Source organism: Eubacteriaceae bacterium Marseille-Q4139, from assembly GCA_018223415.1.
GTDB lineage: Bacteria > Bacillota > Clostridia > Lachnospirales > Lachnospiraceae > CABSIM01.
In genome coordinates, this window is the sequence record JAGTTQ010000001.1 from 56,153 (window position 1) to 78,937 (window position 22,785).

General features: G+C 53.8%; 20 protein-coding genes, 4 tRNA genes, 1 other RNA gene and 1 pseudogene (1 of these 26 running past the window's edge). 2 read left to right on the top strand and 24 right to left on the bottom strand.

Annotated elements, in window-relative coordinates; translation table 11 throughout:
- From KE531_00295 to KE531_00365, 15 genes and pseudogenes are all read right to left on the bottom strand, one after another.
- Positions 1 to 611: pseudogene (locus KE531_00295) on the bottom strand (transposase); it reaches 564 nt to the left of the window's first position.
- Between the two features lie 172 nt (positions 612 to 783).
- Positions 784 to 2,205, bottom strand: a complete 1,422-nt coding sequence (locus KE531_00300; protein MBR9952079.1) for an MATE family efflux transporter — start codon at positions 2,203 to 2,205, stop codon at positions 784 to 786.
- Complete coding sequence (locus KE531_00305) at positions 2,202 to 2,669, bottom strand: winged helix DNA-binding protein (protein ID MBR9952080.1); 468 nt, start codon at positions 2,667 to 2,669, stop codon at positions 2,202 to 2,204. The genes KE531_00300 and KE531_00305 overlap by 4 nt, the downstream gene beginning before the upstream one ends.
- A 167-nt stretch (positions 2,670 to 2,836) precedes the next feature.
- An RNA gene (rnpB, locus tag KE531_00310) (RNase P RNA component class A) lies at positions 2,837 to 3,187 on the bottom strand.
- Between the two features lie 127 nt (positions 3,188 to 3,314).
- Positions 3,315 to 4,970 (bottom strand): nucleoside kinase, encoded by a 1,656-nt coding sequence (locus KE531_00315; protein MBR9952081.1) that lies wholly within the window; start codon positions 4,968 to 4,970, stop codon positions 3,315 to 3,317.
- A 21-nt stretch (positions 4,971 to 4,991) separates the two neighbouring features.
- Entirely contained in the window at positions 4,992 to 5,792 is an 801-nt protein-coding gene (locus tag KE531_00320; protein ID MBR9952082.1) for a Nif3-like dinuclear metal center hexameric protein, read from the bottom strand.
- Positions 5,770 to 6,489 (bottom strand): SAM-dependent methyltransferase, encoded by a 720-nt coding sequence (locus KE531_00325; protein ID MBR9952083.1) that lies wholly within the window; start codon positions 6,487 to 6,489, stop codon positions 5,770 to 5,772. The genes KE531_00320 and KE531_00325 overlap by 23 nt, the downstream gene beginning before the upstream one ends.
- A 30-nt stretch (positions 6,490 to 6,519) precedes the next feature.
- A complete protein-coding gene (gene rpoD / locus KE531_00330) occupies positions 6,520 to 7,638 on the bottom strand; it encodes an RNA polymerase sigma factor RpoD (GenBank protein MBR9952084.1) in 1,119 nt (372 codons plus the stop codon).
- A gap of 29 nt (positions 7,639 to 7,667) precedes the next feature.
- Positions 7,668 to 9,431 (bottom strand): DNA primase, encoded by a 1,764-nt coding sequence (gene dnaG, locus KE531_00335; protein ID MBR9952085.1) that lies wholly within the window; start codon positions 9,429 to 9,431, stop codon positions 7,668 to 7,670.
- Between the two features lie 32 nt (positions 9,432 to 9,463).
- Positions 9,464 to 10,471, bottom strand: coding sequence for a deoxyguanosinetriphosphate triphosphohydrolase (locus KE531_00340; protein MBR9952086.1), 1,008 nt, complete (start codon positions 10,469 to 10,471; stop codon positions 9,464 to 9,466).
- A gap of 169 nt (positions 10,472 to 10,640) precedes the next feature.
- On the bottom strand, positions 10,641 to 12,353 hold the full coding sequence (locus KE531_00345) for a S8 family serine peptidase (protein MBR9952087.1): 1,713 nt from the start codon (positions 12,351 to 12,353) through the stop codon (positions 10,641 to 10,643).
- A 47-nt stretch (positions 12,354 to 12,400) separates the two neighbouring features.
- Positions 12,401 to 13,363 carry an AEC family transporter gene (locus KE531_00350; GenBank protein MBR9952088.1) on the bottom strand — a complete coding sequence of 321 codons (963 nt, stop codon included), beginning with the start codon at positions 13,361 to 13,363 and terminating at the stop codon, positions 12,401 to 12,403.
- A 13-nt stretch (positions 13,364 to 13,376) separates the two neighbouring features.
- The gene (locus KE531_00355) at positions 13,377 to 14,294 is read right to left on the bottom strand and encodes a SufD family Fe-S cluster assembly protein (GenBank protein MBR9952089.1); all 918 of its coding nucleotides are present in this window, start codon (positions 14,292 to 14,294) and stop codon (positions 13,377 to 13,379) included.
- Between the two features lies 1 nt (position 14,295).
- Complete coding sequence (locus KE531_00360) at positions 14,296 to 15,030, bottom strand: ATP-binding cassette domain-containing protein (protein ID MBR9952090.1); 735 nt, start codon at positions 15,028 to 15,030, stop codon at positions 14,296 to 14,298.
- A 211-nt stretch (positions 15,031 to 15,241) separates the two neighbouring features.
- Positions 15,242 to 15,325, bottom strand: a tRNA-Leu gene (locus KE531_00365).
- A 161-nt stretch (positions 15,326 to 15,486) separates the two neighbouring features.
- Between KE531_00365 and KE531_00370 the strand changes: the two genes are divergently transcribed.
- Positions 15,487 to 15,570, top strand: a tRNA-Leu gene (locus KE531_00370).
- 110 nt (positions 15,571 to 15,680) lie between these two features.
- Here KE531_00370 and yajC read toward each other — a convergent pair.
- The 7 genes from yajC to KE531_00405 all read right to left on the bottom strand — a co-directional run bounded on the left by yajC (position 15,681) and on the right by KE531_00405 (position 20,380).
- The gene (gene yajC, locus KE531_00375) at positions 15,681 to 15,947 is read right to left on the bottom strand and encodes a preprotein translocase subunit YajC (GenBank protein MBR9952091.1); all 267 of its coding nucleotides are present in this window, start codon (positions 15,945 to 15,947) and stop codon (positions 15,681 to 15,683) included.
- Between the two features lie 14 nt (positions 15,948 to 15,961).
- Entirely contained in the window at positions 15,962 to 17,146 is a 1,185-nt protein-coding gene (locus tag KE531_00380) for an amidohydrolase (GenBank protein MBR9952092.1), read from the bottom strand.
- Between the two features lie 30 nt (positions 17,147 to 17,176).
- A complete protein-coding gene (locus tag KE531_00385; protein ID MBR9952093.1) occupies positions 17,177 to 17,842 on the bottom strand; it encodes a hypothetical protein in 666 nt (221 codons plus the stop codon).
- A 17-nt stretch (positions 17,843 to 17,859) separates the two neighbouring features.
- A complete protein-coding gene (locus KE531_00390; protein ID MBR9952094.1) occupies positions 17,860 to 18,579 on the bottom strand; it encodes a DUF5058 family protein in 720 nt (239 codons plus the stop codon).
- 326 nt (positions 18,580 to 18,905) lie between these two features.
- Positions 18,906 to 18,989 (bottom strand) — tRNA-Leu (locus KE531_00395).
- 110 nt (positions 18,990 to 19,099) lie between these two features.
- Complete coding sequence (locus KE531_00400) at positions 19,100 to 19,942, bottom strand: hypothetical protein (GenBank protein MBR9952095.1); 843 nt, start codon at positions 19,940 to 19,942, stop codon at positions 19,100 to 19,102.
- Between the two features lie 108 nt (positions 19,943 to 20,050).
- Positions 20,051 to 20,380, bottom strand: coding sequence for a hypothetical protein (locus KE531_00405; GenBank protein ID MBR9952096.1), 330 nt, complete (start codon positions 20,378 to 20,380; stop codon positions 20,051 to 20,053).
- Positions 20,381 to 20,498: 118 nt separating this feature from the next.
- On the opposite strand from KE531_00405, the gene KE531_00410 reads away from it, so the two are divergent.
- Positions 20,499 to 20,699 (top strand): helix-turn-helix domain-containing protein, encoded by a 201-nt coding sequence (locus tag KE531_00410; GenBank protein ID MBR9952097.1) that lies wholly within the window; start codon positions 20,499 to 20,501, stop codon positions 20,697 to 20,699.
- Between the two features lie 264 nt (positions 20,700 to 20,963).
- Here KE531_00410 and KE531_00415 read toward each other — a convergent pair.
- Both KE531_00415 and KE531_00420 read right to left on the bottom strand, forming a co-directional pair.
- Positions 20,964 to 21,047 (bottom strand) — tRNA-Leu (locus KE531_00415).
- Positions 21,048 to 21,210: 163 nt separating this feature from the next.
- Positions 21,211 to 22,659, bottom strand: coding sequence for an alanine:cation symporter family protein (locus tag KE531_00420; protein ID MBR9952098.1), 1,449 nt, complete (start codon positions 22,657 to 22,659; stop codon positions 21,211 to 21,213).
- Between the last annotated feature and the right edge of the window lie 126 nt (positions 22,660 to 22,785).

Below are 22,785 nucleotides of genomic sequence, written 5' to 3' on the forward strand. Positions count from 1 at the left end.
TCCTGGGTACGGCTTTCCTCTCCCACATGGAACCCGCAGATATAATCCTGGTTCAGAAGACAGACTGCCTCCTGAATCCGTTCGTACATCTTTGCTTCCCATTTCCCCACCGATTTCTTCCAGACGAAGGTATATTTATTGGCACAGGCTTCCAGTTTTGTCCCATCAATAAATACGGTTTCTTTTGATAATTCTCCGCTTGCTTCCAGGCGGCAGACCATCTGGTAGAACAGATTTTCACAGGCATCTGCCAGAAAACCGGTTCGGAAACGGGCAATGGTGCTGTGATCCGGTGCTTTTTGTCCGGCAAGCAGCCACATAAAGTTGATGTCGCGTCTGCATGCGGTTTCAATTTTTCTGGATGAATAGATGTTCTGGGAATAGGCATAAGTCAGGATCTTGAACATGGTCTTTGGGTCCACTGCCGGATTTCTGCCTTTGGCAGAGTAAGCCTGATACAGCAAGCTGTAATCTAAATCCTCCAATTCGTGGCTCAGCAGTCGAACAGAATCATCATCAGGAACCAAACCTTCCAAATTTAATGGCAAAACCAGTTGATAAGGCTCACCGAATTCGGTATAATTTTTATGGTATTTTAATTTACTGGTCATATCTTATTATACCATGGATTACGGGCTCTTCAGGGTCCGTTTTCTGTTTTCAGGGCATAAAAAAGGAGCCGCTGCTCCATAGATGATTACTCATCTATTTTGCAACGGCTCCCAGGTGACGAGTCTGCCTGTATTTTTAAGGCGCGCCGGAGCACTGCCTCTGTAAGTTTCCCTATGCAGCTTCCCCCGCCTCTTTGATGTGCCGGTTCAGCTTCCTCATCTCCGGAATGATGAAGCAGGCGACGATGACTGCCGAACCGATATCTGCCACAGGCGCCGAGTAAAGGATTCCGTCCAGCCCCATGAAAAGCGGCAGGATCAGGATCATCGGCACCAGAAGAAGGAGCTGGCGCAGCGCCGATAAAATCGATGCCTTTAAAGGCTGCCCCGTGGCCTGGAAATAATTGGTGGAAACAATCTGGAAACCGGCGCAGAAGATGCCGAACAGGTAAATCCGCAGGCACTTTACGGCGAATTCCGTAAAATGCTCGTTCTCATGGCCGAAGATGGATACAATCGCCTCCGGCATGGTCTGACAGACGATCCAGCCAACGAAAATTAAAAGCGTTGCCAGGGTGACGGCAATTTTATAGGTGGTCTTAATCCTGCCGTATTTTAATGCGCCCCGGTTGTACCCGAAGATCGGCTGCGAGCCGATTCCAACGCCGATGCCGAAAGCCGCCATAATCATGGAAATTTTCATGACAATGCCCATGGCGCTTAAGGCCACATCGCCGCCGATGGGACTCTGGTTTCCGTAGTACACGAGGGAATTGTTCATAATCACCTGCATGACGCAGGCTACGGACTGGGTAATCCCGGAGGAAATGCCGAGAGCCAGGAAGCTTTTAATTAACGCCGGCTCCAGACGCGCCCCTTTCAATTTCAGGCGCATGTGCTGCGGATTGTTTTTTGACGGCCTGACAAAATAGGTAAACAGGATCACCGCCGAAATAATCTGGGACGTAATGGTCGCAACGGCGGCGCCGGCCACGCCCCAGTGGAACACGAATATGTAAATCGGATCCAGGATCGTATTCAAAATCGCTCCCACCAGGATCCCATACATGGAAAGCCGCGGGTTCCCGTCGGTTCTCGCCAGATTGGAAAGGGCAATGGATACCAGGTTGAACGGCGTGCCGATTAAGATGATCGAAGTGTAGTCGATGGCATAAGGCATGATGTTTTCCGTCGCCCCGAACAGGCGAAGGAGAGGTTCCAGCACAAGAAGGCCGGCCGCCATCAGGATCACGCCGATGATAGCCGTAAAATACAGCGCGTTGTTCAACGTCCTGTTGGCTTCGTCCTCCTTCTTTTCCCCGAGCTTGATGGCAGCGTAAGCACTGGCGCCGGAGCCGGCCAGCGTCCCGAAGGCCACGAGGATCGTCATAATCGGAAAGGACACGGTCGTCGCCGCATTGCCGAGATAGCCGACGCCCTGTCCGATGAAAATCTGGTCGACGATGTTGTAAATGGAATTGATCAGGCAGGAAATAATAGCCGGCACGGAAAACGTCACCAGAAGCTTCGGAATAGATTCCGTCCCCAACGGGTTTTCATATGCCTTTGCCTGCCCTGTCGCAGTTTCTGTCATGCGTTCTTTCTCCCTTCTCTTTCTGTATCCCATTCCAGCTTCCGGCAGGAAAGCTCGGCCATCCGGCGAAGCTGCGCCTTCAAAGCATCGGCTTCCTCATCCGCCAGCCCCTCCATCAGGTTCTCGTTCCATTCGTCCCGCAGTCTGTAAACCTTCTGCACCAGGGCCTCCGCCTTTTTGGTCGTGTAAAGACGCCGGACGCGGCCGTCCTTCTCATCCGCCTCGATCCGGATATACCCTTCCTCCCAGAGCTTTTTCACGGCTTTTGTGACAGTCCCCTTGTCAAAATTCCCGGTCTGGGCAAGCTCATGCATCATCATTCCTTCGTTTTCCGCAATCCGCAGGATGAAAAACTGCTGCCCACTCCCGATCTGATCCCCGCAGAGATTCAAATCAAAAAACTTCTGCGTGTTCCTTTGAATAATGGAAATATATTTTAAAACGGTGAATGCATCCTGCATCAAAACCTGTCCTCCTTTGCCGGAATTTAGTTGACTGTCCAACAATTATATTTCTACTATACTGCAAGAAAGTTGGAAAGTCAACTAAATTCATGAATTTCCCGGCACACAAAAAGAGGGACACTGCCCCGCAGGCGATTCTCTTCACCTGCAAAGCAGCATCCCTCTTTCCTTTGAGCAGGACGATAAGCCGGGTTCTGTCACGCATCGCGCGGATGGTCATCTATCTAGGCCGTCCGTCACCGGACGGCTCGAGCGGCCTACCCGGAGGCAGACGGGCCGCCTTATGCCTCCTGTTTGGCCTTGCTTCAGATGGGGTTTGCATGTGCCCTTCCTGTTACCAGCAAGGCGGTAGTCTCTTACACTGCCTTTCCACCCTTACACGGCTTTCGCCATGCGGTTTATTTCTGTTGCACTTTCCCTGGGGTCGCCCCCGCCAGACGTTATCTGGCACCCTGCCCTGTGAAGCCCGGACTTTCCTCTCCCGTGTCAGCCACGGCAGCGACCATCTGTCCTACTCAAAGCCCAATCATCATATCACAAATTCCCCTGTCTGTCCAGCAGGCAATTTCACGCAGCCGCCTTCTGGACGGAAAGCGCACTCCGCCAAACGGAGCGATGCCGCCAGCGAAACCTGCCGCAGTTTCTCTATACCCGCAGGCAGCTTCCGCCGATGAACTCCCGGATAATCGAATTCTTCGGGATATTTTCGCTGCCGACTCCGAGGAAATAGTCGAGGAATTTCAAAAGACGCTTGGCCTCGTCGTAGTCCTCGGAATCCCTTGGGATATGGAACAAAAGCGGCTCCGCATAAAGCTTTAACACGGCCAGCTCATAGACGAGCGCCGAATTGAATGTCACGTCCGCCATCTCCTGGTAGGGGAAGATATTCCGATCCTCGCCGCGGCGCACCGACGGCCAGCGCCTTAACGTCTCCTCTGCCGAGGTTCCGCGCGTCCTGGCATCCCGCACCATCCGCCTTAAAATCCGCCCGTCAGTGGTGGGGATCCTGTTGTGCTCATCCACGTTGAGCTGGGTCAGAGCGCTGATGTAAATCCGGAACTTGTTTTCCTCTGGCAGGTTGGCCGACATTTTCGGGTTCAGGCAGTGGATCCCCTCGATTACCATCACGTCATCACGCCCAAGCTGCATGGAATCCCCGCGGTACTCCCGGCAGCCGGTGATGAAATTAAACCGCGGCATTTCAATCCGCTCCCCGCGAAGCAATGCGTTCATGTCCCGGTTGAAAAGCTCGATATCCAGGCACTCCAATGCCTCCAGATCCTGCTCGCCGTTTTCATCCTTCGGGTACTCCGACCTGTTCTTAAAATAGTTATCCATGGAAATCGGATGGGGCGTCAGTCCCAGAGCCTTAAGCTGGACAGCCAGCCGGTGGCAGAAGGTAGTCTTTCCCGACGACGACGGGCCGGCAATCAGGATGAATTTCTTTTCCGCCTGCCCCGCCGCCTGTTCCGCAATCTTTCCGATATTCTTTTCCTGAAGGGCCTCCTGCATGAGGATCAGCTCGTTCATGCGCCCGCCGGAAATCATCTCGTTTAACGCTCCCACATTCGGCACCTCGAGAAGCTCGCTCCAGTGATTCGACTCCTTTAACACATGGAACAGCTTCGGCTGCGGGTTGTGGGGCGCAATCTTTCTTGTATCGCCGCTTCCCGGAAGCAGGAGCAGAAAACCGCCCTCATAGGGAATCAGGTCGTAATACTTCACATAGCCCGTATTCTGAACCATGTAGCCGTAGAAATAGTCCTCAAAATTCCCGATGCTGTAAATATTCACCCGGGACGCACGGCGGTACTTGAAAAGCAGCTCTTTATCGCGCATCCCGTACTTTCCGAACAGTTCCACGGCCTCGTCGGTGTTGACGCTCCGCTTCATGAGCGGAAGCTTCGCCTCCACAAGCTCCGCCATCCGCGCCTTCACCTGGCTGATGAGCGCCTGATCCACAGACACGCCGCCGATGAGCTCGCCATAGACGCCGTTTCCCATGGAAAACTCGATCTGGATTTTCTCGATTTTCTCTCTCGGAACCACGTCATAAAAGGCCTTTAACATCACGAACACGGCACTCCGCTCATACGTCTTCCTTCCGACCCGGTCGGAAGCCGTGATAAACTCCGCCTCACAGTCCTGAGCGATGGTTTTGTGAAGCTCCTTTAATTTCCCGTTTGCCCGGACAAGAAGGATCTCGTCCTCATAGTCCGGCTGGAAATCCTGGGCAGCCGCAAGAAACGCCGTTCCCTCGGGATATTCCCTTGTTTTTCCGTTTACTGTTACAGCCGGCATCGCGCACCCCTTTCTCTGTTATCAGATCATCTGAGCCGGAAATCTTACCGGCATCTTTTCTATCACGATTTCATTTCCAAGCTCACGCTTTAAATACGCTTCCATGTCTTCTAAGAAGATGTGTTCCAGACCGTAATGGCCGCCGTCCAGAATCATCATGCCCTGGGCCGCCGCGTCGATTCCCTCATGATGGCTGATGTCGCCTGTGATGAGAACCTGGGCGCCGCCCTTCAGGGCCGCAGAAATTGTGCTTCCGCCGGAGCCTGGGCAGACAGCCGCCCGCCTGATGGGCTCCGTCTCAAAAAGCTCCCCGCCGTAAACCGTCACAAACGGGAGGCCGAAGGTGTTCTTCACCAGTTCCGCCAACTCCTTCCCGGAAACCGGCGTCTTAAGCTCCCCGATTTTTCCGATGCCGTAGGGGATTCCCGCAAGCTCTCCCATGGGTTCCAACGGCATTCCGCCTAAAATCCCGATCCGCTCTGCCGCCTGATCGGCCATACAGCCCGGTGCGGCGTCGTAGTTGGTGTGCATTGCGAAATAGGAAATGTCGGCCTGAATCATGGAAACAAGCCGCCTTCCGATAAAATCCTCGTCGCTCACATGGCGCACCGGCTTAAAAATTAACGGATGGTGGCTCAGGATCATATCGGCGCCGCCTCTTATGGCCTCCGCCACCGCCTCGTCGTCGGCATCCACCGTAAGCAGGAGCTTCTTTACTTCCTTTTCCTGCCGCCCAGCCAAAAGTCCCGGATTGTCCCAGTCGCAGGCACAGGCCCGCGGCGCCAGCCGCTCCAGGATTTCAATGATTTCCCTGCATTTCATTCCAAACCTCCCGATTCATGGAGAGCGCCGCCTCCGTCTCCCTCTTCCTCTCCATCGCCCGCTCAGAGCTTTCCGCCGCGGCAGACAGGGAAGAAAGGAGACCAAAAAGCCGCCGTTCCTCTTCCTCCAGATAAGACAGAAGGACAGGATCCTTTACCCTTATGAGGAATTCCCCGTAAGCAAGAGCCTTTTCGTCAAAAACCGGCCCCGGATCGCCCTCTCTCCTTCTTCGCACATCAAACACCGTATAATATTTTCCCTCGTCGCAGATCATGGCCTCCCGCTCCGTAAAAAAGCCGTTTATGAGAAGCCACCGTCTAAAAGCCGGAAGCTCTGACTGGGGAGACAGCACCCACTGGGACACAGAATCCCACATATGTTTCCCTGCTTCCAGGATATGTATCATCAATTCCCCGCCCATGCCGGCAATGACGACTGCCTCCGCCTCGCCGGGCAAAAGCCCCTCAAGGCCGTCGGAAAGCCGCGTTTTGATACGTTCAGACAGACCTGCCGTTTTTATGGTCTCTTCCGCCCGCAGAAGCGGCCCCTTTCTCACATCCATGGCCAGAGCCGAGTCCACGATCCCGCGCCTTACAAGCTCCGCCGGCACATACCCGTGATCCGTCCCGATGTCGGCGGCCTGCTTTGCCGGCCGCACAAACGACACCACAAGCTCCAGACGTCCTGATAATTTCATCCGTCAAAAATCCCTTCTATACTAAACTCTTTATTCGTCCAGATAATCCTTAAGTTTCTTGCTGCGGCTCGGATGCCGCAGCTTCCTTAAGGCCTTTGCCTCGATCTGGCGGATCCGCTCGCGCGTCACGTTAAATTCCTTTCCAACCTCCTCCAGGGTTCTCGGCCGGCCGTCATCTAAGCCGAACCGCAGCCGTAAAACCTTCTGTTCCCGGTCGGTTAAGGTATCGAGAACCTCCATGAGCTGTTCATGGAGCAGCGTAAACGTGGCCGCATCCACCGGCACCTCCACATGATCGTCCTGGATAAAGTCGCCGAGATGGCTGTCCTCCTCCTCGCCGATGGGCGTCTCTAAGGAGACGGGATCCTGGGAAATCTTCATGATCTCGCGGACACGATCCACAGGAAGCTCCATGGCCTTTGCCACCTCCTCCGCCGATGGCTCGCGGCCCAGGCTTTGGAGAAGCTGCCTCTGGGTGCGGACAAGGCGGTTGATGGTCTCCACCATGTGCACCGGGATGCGGATCGTCCTGGCCTGGTCGGCGATGGCGCGGGTAATGGCCTGGCGGATCCACCAGGTCGCGTAGGTGCTGAATTTGTAGCCTTTGCGGTAGTCGAACTTCTCCACGGCCTTAATAAGCCCCAGGTTTCCCTCCTGGATCAGGTCGAGAAACTGCATGCCGCGCCCCACGTACCGTTTGGCGATGCTGACGACAAGGCGCAGGTTCGCCTCGGCAAGCATCTGCTTTGCTTCCTCGTCGCCAAGCTCCATTTTCTTTGCCAGCTCGATCTCCTGCTCCGAAGAAAGGAGCGGTACCTTGCCGATCTCCTTTAAATACATGCGGACAGGATCCTCGATCCCGACGCCCTCCGGCACCGTCAGATCCAGGTTGGCCGCGTCCAGCTCCTCCTCATCCACATCGTCCTCTAAAAACAGATCCGGATCAATATCGTCGTCCGCAGAGATCCGGAGCACGTCCACATTTTTGTTTTCCAGGAAGTCATAGATCCGGTCAAGCTTTTCCGGAGTCAGCTCCTCGTCGGAAAAGCAGTCAAGGATCTCCTGCTCCTCCAGGACGTTTTTCTTCTTTTTTGCCAGTTCCAAAAGCTTTTCCAGTTTTTCTCCAAATGTAAGCGTTTTTTCTTCCATAAGTTTCCCATCCTTCCTGGCATTTTCGGCTAGTCCAGCGTAATCCGTAAATTTGCCAACTCTGACTGTTCCCTGATGATCCTTTGCAGTTCGCCGATATCCTTTGCGTTCCGGCTCTGAACCTCCAGACTGTTTTTCTTGATTTTCTTCACTGTCTCAGAAAACGCCTTCTTCTGTTCCTCGTTGTTCAAGGAATCCTGAAGGCTGGCGTTAAACAGCGCAGCCACCTCCCTGTATTGTTCCTCACCGTCAATGAATTGATTCAAAATCTGGGCAGGACTTATTTTTCCTTTTTTGTGTTCCTCAAATACCATCCCGGCCACCTTCGCATAAAGCTCGTCCGCAAAATCCTCCGGGCCGATGATGCCGTCGATGACGGAAAATAATTCCGGCCGCTCGATGAGCCAGGTGAGAAGGAGCCGCTGGGATTTCTTGATCCCGTCCTCCTTATCCTTTTTCCTGGCAGGTCTTGCCGCCTCATACTCTCTCGCCGTCTTTCCCGTCCCGATCCGGCTCCCCAGGGAATTGACGAGACGCTTTAAATCCTCGGCCGGGATCATGTACTCCCTCGCCACGGCCTCGGTATAGTTGTCCCGCTCCAGCTTTTCCGGGAATTCCAGGAGCTTTTTGGCGACGGCATTGTAAAACTGGGTCTTCGACTCGGGATCCTGCATGCTGTACTGGCTGCGGATGACCGAAATTTCAAATAAGAAGCTCCCGACGGCCGAATCAATTCTCTTTTGAAACTCCTCTTTTCCAAGGTTTTTGATGAATTCGTCGGGATCCTTATATGGCTTCATGTTTAAAACCTTCACCGACATCCCGACTTCCTTCAAAATCGGGATTGCCCGCAGGGCGGCCTTGATGCCGGCACCGTCGCTGTCGTAGGTTAAGACAACCTGGTCGGTGTACCGCTTTAAGAGCGACGCATGCTGGGACGTAAACGCCGTCCCCAGAGAGGCCACCGCGTTGGTAAAGCCGGCCTGGTGCATGGCGATCACGTCCATGTAGCCCTCACAGATTAACATGTACCCGGCCCTGGACGTCCTGGCAAAATTGAGGCCGTAAAGGTTCCTGCTCTTGTCAAACAGCTTCGTCTCCGGAGAGTTTAAATATTTCGGCTCCCCGTCGCCCATGACGCGGCCGCCGAAGCCGATGACCCGGTTGTTCACGTCTAAAATCGGGAACATGACACGGTTCCAGAACTTGTCCCTGGAGCCCCGCTCCTCGATGAACACCAGGCCTGTCTCCTTTAAGACGGCATCGCTGTACCCTTTGGATTTTAAATACCGGTACAGGTCGTCCGACGTCATATTGGCAAAGCCAAGGCCGAAATGGCGGATGGTCTCGTCGCTTAATGCCCTGCGCTTCAGATATTCGTATCCGAGATGTCCCTGGGGCTGTTTGAGCTGGTAGTAAAAATAGTTGGCCGCCAGCCGGTTAATCTCCAGGAGCGTGGCCTTCAAATCCGCCTGGGCCTTCGCCTCCTTCGAGTATTCCATCTCCGGCAGCGTGATCCCGGCCCGGTCTGCCAGCATTTTAAGCGCCTCCACGAAGGAATAGTTTTCATACTCCATCACGAAGGTGATGACGTTGCCGCCTGCCCCGCAGCCGAAGCAGTAGTACATCTGCTTCGACGGCGACACGGAAAAGGACGGCGATTTCTCATTATGGAAGGGACAGAGCCCGAAATAGTTGGCTCCCTTCTTTTTTAAGCTGACGTACTGGGAAATCACATCGACAATGTCATTTCTCGTCCGTACCTCTTCAATCACATCTTCGGGATAATACATGCATCCTCCGTTTTTTGCCGCTCCCGGCACGCCTACACGTTCCAGGATTTCGGCACAAACAATTCCTCAAATTTATCAATGGCGTAGCTGTCGCTCATTCCTGAAATATAGTCGCAGACAACCCGCTCCTTTTTCTCGTTCCGCTTTTCCATCATGTCCAGATACTCCTCCGGCAGCCGGTCGATGTGCTTCAGATAATACTCGAACAGGCTGACGATGAGCTGCTGTGCCTTGCCCTCTTCGCCCTTGGCGTCGTTGTTTTTATAGACATGCTCAAACATCCATTTCCTAAGCCCCACCATGGCATACTCCACGTCCGGCGACACGATAATCTCGTTTTTGTCCATGCTGTTAAAAATAATGTCATGGATCATAATGTCTAACCGCTCCTTTACCGTCGTCCCAAGCACGTCGGTAAACGCCTTCGGGAGATCGTCCTCTTTGATGATCCGGCCGCGAAGGGCGTCGTCGATGTCGTGGTTGATGTAGGCGATCTTGTCGGAAAGCCGGACGATGCAGCCCTCCAGGGTCGACGGATGGCCGCTGGTGCGGTGGTTCTTGATCCCGTCCCGGACTTCCTTTGTGAGGTTTAGCCCGCGCCCTTTCTTTTCCAGCACCTCCACGATCCGGACACTCTGCTCGTAGTGGGTGAAGCCAACACCGCTGATCTCGTTTAATATGTACTCTCCGGCATGGCCGAACGGCGTATGGCCCAGGTCATGCCCCAGGGCGATGGCTTCGGTCAGGCTCTCGTTCATCCTGAGGGCCTTGGCAATGGTTCTGGCGATCTGGGCCACCTCCAGAGTGTGAGTCAGCCGCGTCCGGTAATGGTCGCCCTCGGGCGCAAGGAAGACCTGGGTCTTGTGCTTCATCCTGCGGAAAGATTTGCTGTGAAGAATCCTGTCCCGGTCTCTTTGATAGGCAGGCCGGATATCGCAGGGCTCCTCCCAGACATCGCGCCCCATGGTTTCTGCGCTTAATGACGCGTAGGGGCTTAAGTTTTCACGTTCCCATTGTTCCAGCATTTCCCGGATATTCAGACAGACCGCCTCCCTTCCTTAGTCAACCGTCTGCCGAGAAGAACGGCATTTTGTAATATTATATCACAAACCAGTCCATTTTAGAACCCCGATTTATGTATATTCATGGACAAAAATCGTAAATTTTCAGAAAAAATATATAAACAGAAAAGAAACCGGCCGAATCACCTCAACGCGGGATGCTGTCCGCCGCGCAAAGCGCCCCGAAACCAAGGCGGGGATTGGGATATTCCGTCTCGCCCGGAAGCCTCCTGGCACCCTTCCGCAGATATTCCCTCAGCTTATCGCCGTAGAGATAGGGGTCGTTCCCCAGCACGATCCCCCATTCCATGAGAAGCGCCGCTGCCCCGGTCACAAACGGCGCCGCAAACGAGGTGCCCGTAACCGGGCCGTAGCCGCCGCCGGCCATGGGTGCGATAATGCCGACGCCGGGCGCCGCAAGATCCGGCTTCTGCTGCCAGTTCCCCATCCCGCCGCCGCGGCCGGAAAAAGGCGCATACGTTTCCGTGGCGTCGTCGTAGGCGCCGACCGTAATGACCCGGGCCGCCGTCGACGGGATTGTCAGCGTTTGATCCGGCGTCGGCTTAAGGAACCGCGTGGCCCGGTTCAAGACAGCCTCCGACGGGAGCCACAGCTCATACTGCCCGAGGACAATCCGCACCGGCCGCAGAATGATCTTCCAGATCCCGCTCTCCACGTAGCCTCCGTTGGGGATAAAGTCAAAATAAATCTCCTGGGACTCGTTAAAAGGCCCCGGCTCCCCGTAGTAAACCAGCACATCCGTACTCCCCATATCGAGCCTGTGGGGCCCAAGACGGCTGCTGATCCGCTCCACATGCTCTAAGGACGGGTTTGCCAGATAGATGTCCACGTCGTCCAGATAGGATTTCCAGAGCTGCACATTAAGCCCCGTCTCAAAGGGCGCCACCGAAAGCTCAATGACCTGCTCCGTACCTTCGGAAAGCGTCCCCGACGTATGGCCGCCGGCGTCGCCCTCGTTTCCGCTCCCCGCGATGAATGCGTTCCGCCCGATGCCGGATAAGGTGTCAATATACCGCTCCAAGAGCCCGTTTCCGTCGTGGGAGCCGTAAGTGTTCCCGAAGCTTAAATTGACGGCCAGGGGACGGCCAAGGGAGACGGCCGTCCGCACGGCAAAATCAAGCCCCCGCATCAGCTCCGTCGTCCTTGGAAAGCCGTCGGGATCCGGCGTTCCCAGACGGACGATGATGAGCTCGCTCTCCGGCGCCGCGCCCCGGTAGCGCCCGCCGCTCTCCCTGCCGTTTCCGGCGGCAATCCCGGCCACTGCCGTCCCATGGCCGCTCACGTCCGTGACCGGGACGAGGCGGGCGGCCTGTTCCCTGCTCCCGGAGCGCAGCGCCTCGTCAATCTGAGCCTTCGTGTAGGTGACGCCGGAGCGCTGGTCATTTAAATAGAGGATCCGGCTGGTGCCGTCAGGATTTCTGAAATCGTCGTGGAAATAGTCGATGCCCGAGTCAATGACAGCCACAAGGACGCCTTTTCCGAAAAGGCCGCTCTCTCCGGCCTGAAGCGGTGAAATGCACGAGGCCGCCCTTCCCTGGTTCACAGCGAAGAACAGCCTCTTTGGTTTTTCCGCATATTCAATTTCACTTAAGGCGATGACGTCCTCCACCTGGGCCTCCGGAACCGTAAGCACCGCAAAGCCCCCTAGAAGCTCCGTCATCTTCGCCCCGGGGAACTTTCCGGAAAGAACAGCCGCCAGATCCCCGTTGTATTTCACAATCAGCTCCCAGGAACGCGTGGACTTTATATAGCCCACATTTAATTCCTCGGTCTGCTCCCGCTCCTCCTCCGGCGTATCGAGGGCAAGGTTTAAAAGGTTATCTGCTTTCTGATCCGTCATGTTTTTCCTGTTTCCTTTTTTACAGGAATATGTAGGCAGGAAAGCTCTTAGAATATCCGGAACGTCTGCATCAGGTACATGAACACCGGGATCGTCAGCATGCTGACAATGGTCGTCGCCGTGATGACCGTGCAGGCAAACTCGTAATCGCTCTCATATTCCTTCGCCATGATGCCCATCTGGGTCATGGACGGCATGGTGGAGAGGACGAAGAACACCTGCTTCATCTCACTTGGAACCGGCATGGCCCGCAGAAACAGCGCTGTCACCACAGGGAGGACTAAAAACCGCATCCCAAGGGCTGCATACAAATCACGGCCAAACTCCATCTTCCGAAGATCCATGTTCCGGATCACGCTTCCGATGAAAACCATGGCCAGGGGCGATGTGACGCTCTTTAACATGCTCACGGGCGATAAGATAAAGTCCGGAAGCTCCACCTCCAAAAGCACCACCGCCACACCGGCAATGAGGCCGATGATCGGCGGAGAAAGGATTTTCTTCAGGTTCCCAAGGAAATTCGCCTCCCCTTTTCCCGGAAGGCGGCTGTCACGCCTTAAAAGCGCCGTGCCCACCGTCCAGAACAGCAGGGTGCTGGAAATATAGTAGATGACGCCGGTGGACGTAATCCCCTCGCCCCAGAGCGACTGGATCACGGGGAAGCCGATGAACACCACATTTGCAAAGCCGGCCGCCGCCACGAAGGTGTTCCTCCGTCCTTCGCCGACCTTAAGGAGCCGGCAGGCCACGGCCGTAACGGCCAGATTTAAAAGGATGGAGCCAAAGGTCACCGGCAGCTTCACCGCCAGATCAAGGAGCGCGCCGCGCCCGTCAATGTCCTCATACATGTTGTAAAACATATAGCAGGGCACCGAAACCTGCACCGTAAATTTAGAGAGGAAATCCATGCCCGGCTTCCCGAACCATTTCTTTCCCGTGAAATAGTATCCTGTCAGAATCAGGATCATCAGCGTAAACACGCTTTTTATCGACTGAAGTACCATACTCATTCCCCTTCTTTCCCTATTTCAGGAAGCCGTTTACAATCTGGTTCTCCGCTTCCTCCTCCGAAAGGCCGAGGGTCATGAGCTTGATAATCTGGTCGCCGGCGATTTTTCCGATGGCCGCCTCATGGATCAGGGCCGCGTCGGGATGGTTCGCCGTGATCTCCGGCAGGGAGCTGATCTTCGCATTGCCCATGATGATGGCGTCGCACTCCGTATGGCCGGCGCAGAGATTGTTTCCCACCAAGTTGGAGTAAAACATCTGCTCCGACTGTTCCTTTGCTACCGAGCGGGAAATGATGTTGGCGCTGGAGTTTTCCCCGTCCATGAACACATCAAACCGGCTTCCGGCGTACTGGGTTCCGTGGGTCATCAGCCGCTCCTGAACCACCAGCTTCGCGCCGTCCTTTAAATGGGCCTCGGTCTCCCGCTTCGTGGAGTCGATGCCGCGGATCTGGACTGTTTCCATCTCCATATAGCTTCCTTCCTCCATGGTAATCTCCGTCCGCGGGTTCATGATGCGGCCGCCGCGCCCGTCGCCGTCTCCGTAATGCTTTTCCACATATTTTAACTTCGCGTTTTTTCCGACGAAAAACCGGTGGATGCCGTCATGGCGCGATTCCTCGTCGCCGCCGTTGTGGATGCCGCAGCCGGCGACAATCGTCACGTCGGCGTCCTCGCCGATGAAAAAGTCGTTGCATACCAGCTCTGTGAGGCCGGTCTGGCTTAAAATGACCGGGATATGGACGCTCTCGTTTTTCGTGCCCGGCTTGATGTGCACGTCGATGCCGCTGCCGTCCTCTCTCGTCACAATGTCGATGTTGGCCGTCGTATTCCGCCCGGCCGTCTGCCCGTTCGCCCGGATGTTGAAGGCCCCCGAGGGCACGCCATGCAAATCCGCAACTTTTAACAGCATTTCTTCGAGAATCTTGTCCATGTTAGTTGTCCCTCCTGTAATACTGGCAGCCGCTCTGAGCCGAAGCCGTCCCTAAAAGCCCCGGAAGGATCTGCTCCCTCGGCCCCTGCTCTGCGATGTTTCCGTCAGAAATCACGACAATCTCGTCGGCAATTTCCAAAATCCGCTCCTGGTGGGAAATGATGATGATGGAGCCCTTTGTCGTCTCCCGCATCCGCTCAAACACCTGGATTAAGTTCTGGAAGCTCCAGAGGTCGATTCCGGCCTCCGGCTCATCGAAGACGGAAAGCTTCGTGGCACGGGCTAAAACCGTTGCAATCTCGATCCGCTTTAACTCGCCGCCGGAAAGGCTGGCGTTGACCTCGCGGTTAATGTAGTCTTTGGCGCAGAGGCCCACCTCAGAAAGATACTGGCAGGCGTCGGCCACCGAAAGATTTTTCCTGGCAGCCAGACGCAGAAGGTCTAACACCTGGATCCCCTTAAAGCGCACGGGCTGCTGGAGGGCAAAGCTGATCCCCAAGTTTGCGCGCTCGGTGATGCTCTTTTCGGTGATGTCCGTCCCGTCAAACAAGATGCGGCCGCTGCCCGGCTTCTCGATGCCCATGATGAGCTTTGCAAGCGTCGACTTCCCGCCGCCGTTGGGCCCCGTAATCACGACAAACTGATTGTCCGGCACCGAAAGGCTTACATTTTTTATGATTTCCTTTTTCCCCTGGCTTTCAGCCACGCCAAAGGAAAGATTCTGTAACTCTAACATAATTCCTCCTGTGATGTATGAACTGGTCGGTCCTATTTTTACACACGATGCTATTATATACCATTTTCCTTCAAATTACCAGCGGGAGCTGTGAAAAGAAAGCAGCCAGGCCCGGCATGATGCCGCATCTGCCGGACGCCTCCTTTTTCACAATACAGAAAGCGGCACAGCCAAAAAGCCATGCCGCCTCCTGCGATCCATATTTGATTCGTGCAGAAGAAGAGACTTGAACTCTCACGGTATTGCTACCACACGGACCTGAACCGTGCGCGTCTGCCAATTCCGCCACTTCTGCATCGTGCTGTTGTTTCCAGCAACGAAAAGAATTATAATATAGGAATAGGAATTTGTCAATTCTTTTTTCGGAAATTTTTGTCAAAAAAACGCTTGCAATGGCGGCGGTTTTATGCTATACTATCGTTCGTCGGTCAAAGAAATAATTTCTTAGCCAGATATGCGGAAGTGTCGGAACTGGCAGACGAGCAAGACTAAGGATCTTGTGGTGGTTACATCGTGTGGGTTCAAGTCCCATCTTCCGCAGGAAGCGCCTCGCATCGAAAGATGCGGGGCTTTTTCATTGTGCCGGAGACAAAGCAGGCGTCACCATGAGGAGACCTCTCTCCCGTGGCGCGCCTGCTTTCGTTTTCGCTTTATGCTATTTTCTGACTAATGGAATAGAGAACGACTTTCGCGGTCGCTCCTGTTTTCTCATCGAGAAGCAGCGTCACATAATCGCCCTCCACCGCCTGGACGGATCCCACGAGCCCGCCGATGGTAATCACCGTGTCGCCGGGTACTAAGGACTTATGGAGCTCCTGCCTCGATTTCTGTTTCTTCTTATTAGGAATATAGACAAAGATGTAAATCGCCACAAACAAGAGGACGGCGTAAGCGGCAAATAAGGTAAACGGCGTCATAATCCCATTCCCCTCTATTCGTCAATTCCCAGGAATTTTTCTGCAATCCTCACAAACAGCGCGGAGCCGATCCAGAACACATCCTCGTCCACGTTGAACTTCGGATTGTGATGGGGAACATCCGTATGCTTTTCGGGATTTGCGGAGCTTAAGAACAGGAAGGCGCCCGGAACCTGCTTCACATAATATGCAAAGTCCTCGCCGCCCATGTTCGGTGCATCCACATGGTCAATGACCTTTTCATCGCCCACGATATCACGGGCACAGTCTGCCGCCAGCTTCGCCATGCCGGCGTCGTTGATGACAGGCGGTGCACCCCAGATCATCTCATATTCCACTTCGCCGCGGAACGCAGCCGCCGTCGCACTTGCGATTTCACCGATCCGTTTTGCCAGCTCCTGGCGCACATCCTCCTCCAGGGCGCGGATGGTGCCCTCGATTAACACCTCCGACGGGATCACGTTGTAGGCAAAACCGCCCTCAATGTGGCCGATGGTGAGGACAGCCGGCTTCACAGCCGCAATCTCCCTTGCCACAACCTCCTGGAGGTTGATGACAATATGAGAGGCGATGTTAATGGGATCCACGCCTTTTTCCGGCGTAGAGCCGTGGCAGCCGAAGCCCTTGACCTTGATGACAAATTTATCGAAGGACGCCATGCAGCAGCCGGGAGTGCTGATCACCGTACCGGCCGGAATGTCCTTGGAAATAATCGTCCCGATGTGGGTGCCGAAAATCGCATCCACGCCGTTTAAATGGCCTTCCGCGCAGAGGCGCTCTGCCCCGCGGGAGCCTTCCTCATCCGTCTGGAACAAAAGCTTCACGTTTCCATGGATGTTTTCCTTATTTTCATTTAAAACCTTCGCAGCTCCTAAAAGCATCGTCACATGGGTGTCATGGCCGCAGGCGTGCATCTTCCCCTCATGCTTTGAGCGGTAGGGGACGTCGTTCTCCTCCGTAATCGGGAGCGCATCCATGTCTGCCCGCAGCGCCAGGGTCTTTCCGGGCTTTCCGCCCTCAATCGTCGCCACAAGGCCGCTGTCCGTCGCATTCTCCACAAACGGGATTCCCAATTCCTTTAATTTTCCCATGATATACGCCTTCGTCTTGGGCAGGTCGCCGCCGGTCTCCGGGATCTGATGGAGCTCCCGGCGCATGGATACCAGTTCTTCCTGAAGTCCTTTACATTTTTCCCACATATGCTCGTTTCCACTCCTTCCGCTGCCGGCCTATGCCAGCATTCCTTTTTTATACATGGCTCTCGCAATAAACAGCGTCGAGAATACGGTGATCACAATCACCCATGCCGCCGCGAGAGGCGTAAACATTTTCAGTACAACCGGGATCGCCAGGGCAAAAACAGCAATCTTCGGATATTTGATGGCGAAGTTTCCGAAGGTAGCCCCGAAAATGGCGGAGCTGGCGTACTGGGTCAGGCCGGATACAATAAATTCCGGCAGAACCGACAGAACTGCGCTGCCGACAATCACGGCCGACGTGGTAGCAATCAGGTTTGTAATGATGGAACCGCAGATGGCCATGGTGGACACTACCTCTGCCTGGATGGTTCCCGGCGTGGAATCCGTCACATCCAGAGCCAGGGCCGCACAGGGCACACGCATGTTCCCGATGTTTCCGGAAAGGAAGCTCAAGTATGTACCTGTAAGGCCGAGGGCCGCATAATAGGAAACCGGCTCCACGAAATACATGGCCGCAAAGGATGCCGCCACCATGCCCCAGGCCGTAAGCACTGTGCTGACCGGCGGCCAGCAGTCATAAACCGTACACAGCCAGATGACCGGGATAAAGGCGGTCAGGGCCGCCAAGATGTTGGTCGGAGAACCGATCCGGATACTGTCGCGTTTCCATTCCTGCATAATTTCTTTTTCGTTCATAATCTCCCTCCTCTGGCTTACCGGAATAACTGGTCATATCCGACGGAAAATATCATGCCGATAATCATGGCGATTCCCAGGGAATACTCCATTAACTTCGGTACCTTTTTGCAGACGGTCTTCACCAGGATCATCATGGAAATGGCGCCCACAAGGACAGCGATGGTGTTTCCGATGCCCTTTAAGACCTCACCGGCATTCAGATAGCCGAAAATTCCCAGAGAACAGGCGCCGCTTAAAACAACCAGCCATTTCATATCGCCGCCGGACACCTTGTTCCGGAGCGTCTCCAGAGACGGAGTCGCCACACCTGTGAATAAAAGCCAGCCGGCGCCGTTTAAAGCCATGGTAAACCAGGACACAGCCAGGCAGACAAGCGTGTACTGCTCCGAGCCCAGGGCCACACCGCAGGCCTCAGCGCCGATGTTGGCAGCCGACAGCTCCGTCGCGGCAGCACCGATGATGGAAAGGCGCAGCCAGGCCATGGGGCCGCCGATGGAAGCCATGAGGCCCACCATGACGATAAAAACGCCGAGAGCCGGCCCGATGGCGGAGATGCAGCCCACGCGGAACGCCTCCTTCGGGATTCTGGGATCAATTCCGGCCTTTTTCGTCATCTTCTGGCTCTGCCTGATATAAAGGGCCGCCTGAAGGGCTGAGATTAAGACCGTGATTCCGCAGAGGAGCCACAGGATTGAGGAATTTGATACCTGTTGGACTTGTTCAACAACACTCATAAAACTTTCCCCCTTACAATATTGTGCATAAAAAAGCAATTTCCCTGTATTTTTACGCACTAAAATAATTTTCTTTACACAACCCCAATTATGTAAAGAATTTCCATTTGAATTATAACATTGTCATACATTGAAGTCAATACGGACGTCATTGAAAGTCAAAATTCGCGGAAAGTTCTTTTGAATTGACAAAGAATTGCTTTCTGATTTCCATGTTCCATGGCAAATGACGTGGCAGGCGCAGCATGCCGCCGGAAGCCTCATACTCCGGGAAACGCGTCTCCCACAACACAAAAAACCCAGGCGTTTCAGCCTGGGTTTCCTCGTGCAGAAGAAGAGACTTGAACTCTCACGGTATTGCTACCACACGGACCTGAACCGTGCGCGTCTGCCAATTCCGCCACTTCTGCATCGTGCCGGTGCTTAACACCGGCAACGAAAAGAATTATAATATAAGAATGGAGATTTGTCAATTCTTTTTTGAATTTTTCACCAATTACCTACTCCGCCTGTCACGGGATCAATGAGCCGTCTGAATCGCAGCCAGCGCTGTTTCCAGAGAACCGGCATTTGCGCTCTCCCCGTAGGCCGCAAGAACGACCATATAGGAGTCCTGCTTCCGGCAGTAAAAATCACGGCGCATGTCCACATCGTTAATCAGCGAAATCTTCGTATAGGTCTGGCCGCCTACGGTCACGTCGGAAGCGGCTTCCCTGACGGTGAAGTAATCGCTCTTTGCATAAATCTCTGCCATGGCCTGCACAAAGGCTGCCGGCGTCATATCAGGCTTGGAAGACATATCGGCATAGTAGAGCTCCAGGCAGGAGCCGTCGCCGTCTGTCTCCACCTGGAAATCATAGGTGAGCTTCGGTTTTCCGATGGACGCGTAATCGTCGTCCTGGAAGTAATCCTCATAGCTTGCCAGCTCCGATGCATCCGCCAGATAGTACATGGCCGGGAAGGTGATTTTGATATTTGACCAGTTGTTGGTAAAGGTCGACACCTCCATCGTTCCGGCCGGGGCCCCCTGGTAAGCCTTCTCGTTCACCCAGGCGCCGTCCTCTCCAAAGGTATAGGAGACGCCGTCGATGGTGCGCGTCTCATTTGCTACCATCACGCCGCTGCCGTCCAGATAGTACCAGACTTCGTTCCCGCGGCCGTCTCCGCCTTCTGCCTCCAGCCAGCCTGTCTTACGGTTCCCGTTGGCATCATAATAGTACCAGCGGCCGTCCTCTTCCGTCCATCCAAACCGGACAGCAGGCTCTTCCGCTTCTTCCGACGGCTCCGCCATTGCCGGAAATGCTGCTGCCGCTCCCATGGACAAGGTTATGGCAAAAAGTAAAAATCTGCGTTTCAATTTCATATGAATCAGCTCCTTTTCCTGCTGTATTTCCCTGATGCCGGTATTATACAGGGAAAAAGGAACAGATGCAAGACAAAGACGGCTGGAAAAACTGGAATTAAGAAAGAATTAAACTTCTTCCCATTCCTCAAGCGCAAAGGACAGGCGGATTACCACATTCCCGTCTGCCGCGCCGGCCTCAAAAATATCGGCGGCTCCAATCAGGAATTTCAATGTCTCACAGCCGTCCTGACAGGAAAAGAAGCTGTTTCCCGTAACCGTTATCCGGAGAATCCTGCCGTTCTCCTCACGGTTTAAGACGGCCTCCCCCTTTAGCTCCAGCTCCAGACGCTCAAACGCTGCGTCCAAAAACGCTTTCCGGCCCGGGACCTCCGCCAGTTTATGCGCCCTGCCAAACGCTTCCATTCTCTCCTCCAGCTTCCTGATATCAAACTCCATGGTATTTCCTCCTCTCTTCTCAGCATATCACATTGTGCTTATGTTCACAATATTGATATTGTTTAATTTTGTCTATACTGATAACCATACAGCTTCAAATGGCAAAGGATTCGGTAATATGATTGACTTCAGTCCTCTATGGGCCACAATGGCCCGCCAGGACATCACACAGTACCGTTTGTTAAAGGACGGCATTGTTGATAATAAAACACTCGACGGAATCAAACACAACAGAAATATCACACTGCTCACACTGGAACGGCTTTGCAGATACCTGAACTGTACACCAAACGATATCGTCCGCTTTTTAGAGGACTGAGGTGTATCTGTTTTGCTGCCCGGATCCGGATCCTCTCTTTTCCGAAGGAAGTCGACAAAAACCGATTCTTTTCGTCATTTCCCATGCAGTAAACGTGTGCGTCAGGCGCACACTGCGCCGAAGCGCGGCTGCGCCGGCAGCCATTTTCCTCTGCGCGGAGTGCGCCTCCGCCGGAGGTTTTTATTGCATCGGGAACGCAGTTTCCCATGCAACAAAAAAACCCGGAACTGTCTCTCCTGAAACAGTTTCGGATTTCTTTTTTCCTGCGGAAGATGGGACTTGAACCCACACGATGTAACCACCACAAGATCCTTAGTCTTGCTCGTCTGCCAGTTCCGACACTTCCGCATGTCTGGCGAAGAAATTATTTTCTTTAACCGACGAACGATAGTATAGCATAAAACTGTCTGCTTGGCAACTGTTTTTTTCTAGTTTTTCAAATTTTTTGCTCCCATTCCGCAAAAAAGACGGCAGCGTCTTTTTAAATGGACACTGCCGCCGTCTTCTGTCTTTAGTTTTCCGGATGCTTCGGAAGGAAATCTTCCTTGTATTCCTTGTAGGTCTTCTTCACAACTCCGGTCAGTGCAAACAGGCCGATGACGTTGGGAACAACCATCAGGGAGTTGAAGCAGTCGGACATGTTCCAAATCGTAGAAACCTTCATCAGGGATCCAAGAATGATGAATACACATACAAGTGCGATATACGGTTTCACTGCTTTTGCGCCGAACAGGTATCTCACGTTGGTCTCACCGAAGAAGTACCAGCCGAGAATCGTAGAGAACGCAAAGAACAGCATACAGATTGCGATAAAGATCGCACCGAAGGAACCAAACGCTGCCTGGAACGCTGTCTGGGTCAGGGTAATACCTTCTACAAGGCTGCCATTCACATAAGCGGCAGAACCCGGCTCCAGCATCTTGGTGCCGATGATAACGAATGCCGTCATGTTGAGAACCAGGAACGTATCAATAAATACGGATACGATTGCAACCTGGCCCTGCTGGCACGGATGATCCACGTTTGCCTGTGCATGTGCATTCGGCGTGGAACCCATACCGGCTTCGTTGGAGAAGAGGCCTCTTGCAACGCCCTTCTTTACAGCTTCCTTCATGGCAACACCGAACGCGCCGCCGCATACAGCCTGGGGATTAAATGCACCCTGGATGATGGAAGCAAACATATACGGCACATTGGCGATGTTCATGATAACGATAATCAGGCCGCCAAGCAGATAGAAGCAGGCCATAATCGGAACCATTTTTTCCGTGATCTGGCCGATACGGGAGATACCGCCGCCGAAGATCAGGAATGCGATAATTGCCAGAACGATGCCGACAATCAGCTTATCCATCGGAACCTCAAGCCCAAGCAGGCTGATGTTTCCAACATGAGAGAAGAATGCCGTATGGAAGGCATCCGTGATGGAGTTGGCCTGAACTGCATTGCCGAATAGGCCGAGGGCAAGCGTAATCAGGACTGCGAAGATTCCTGCCAGCACCTTGCCGAAGCCGCCCTTGAAAGCCGCCCTTATGTAGTAAACAGGGCCGCCTGTGATCTGTCCGTCGTCGCCCTTGGTCCGGTACACCTGAGCCAGAGTCGCCTCACAGAAGATCGTTGCCATTCCAAGAAATGCAGATACCCACATCCAGAAGATTGCGCCCGGGCCGCCTGCCGCGATAGCCGTAGCAGCACCTGCCAGGTTTCCGGTTCCTACCTGAGCCGCAATGGCCGTCGTAAGAGCCTGGAAAGAAGAAATACCGCCCTCTTCTTTTTTCTTGGATTTGTCCTTTTTAAAGAGACCGCCGAAAACCCGGTTCCAGCCGTGTCCGAATTCACGAACCTGGACGAAGCCAGTCTGGAACGTGAACCAGATGCCGCCGCCCACAAGGGCTGCCAGCAGGACATATCCGGTCAATATGTCGTTGGTCTTTAAAAGGATTTCGTTAAAAAGATCCATACAGTTTTACCCCCTTAATTGGTATAATATCTGTCCCTTATAATATACCTCGAAAAAGCCATTCTGTCACGCATTTTTTACAATTTGTTTAGAGATTTTTTATCAAATTTTGTGCGATTTAACAAT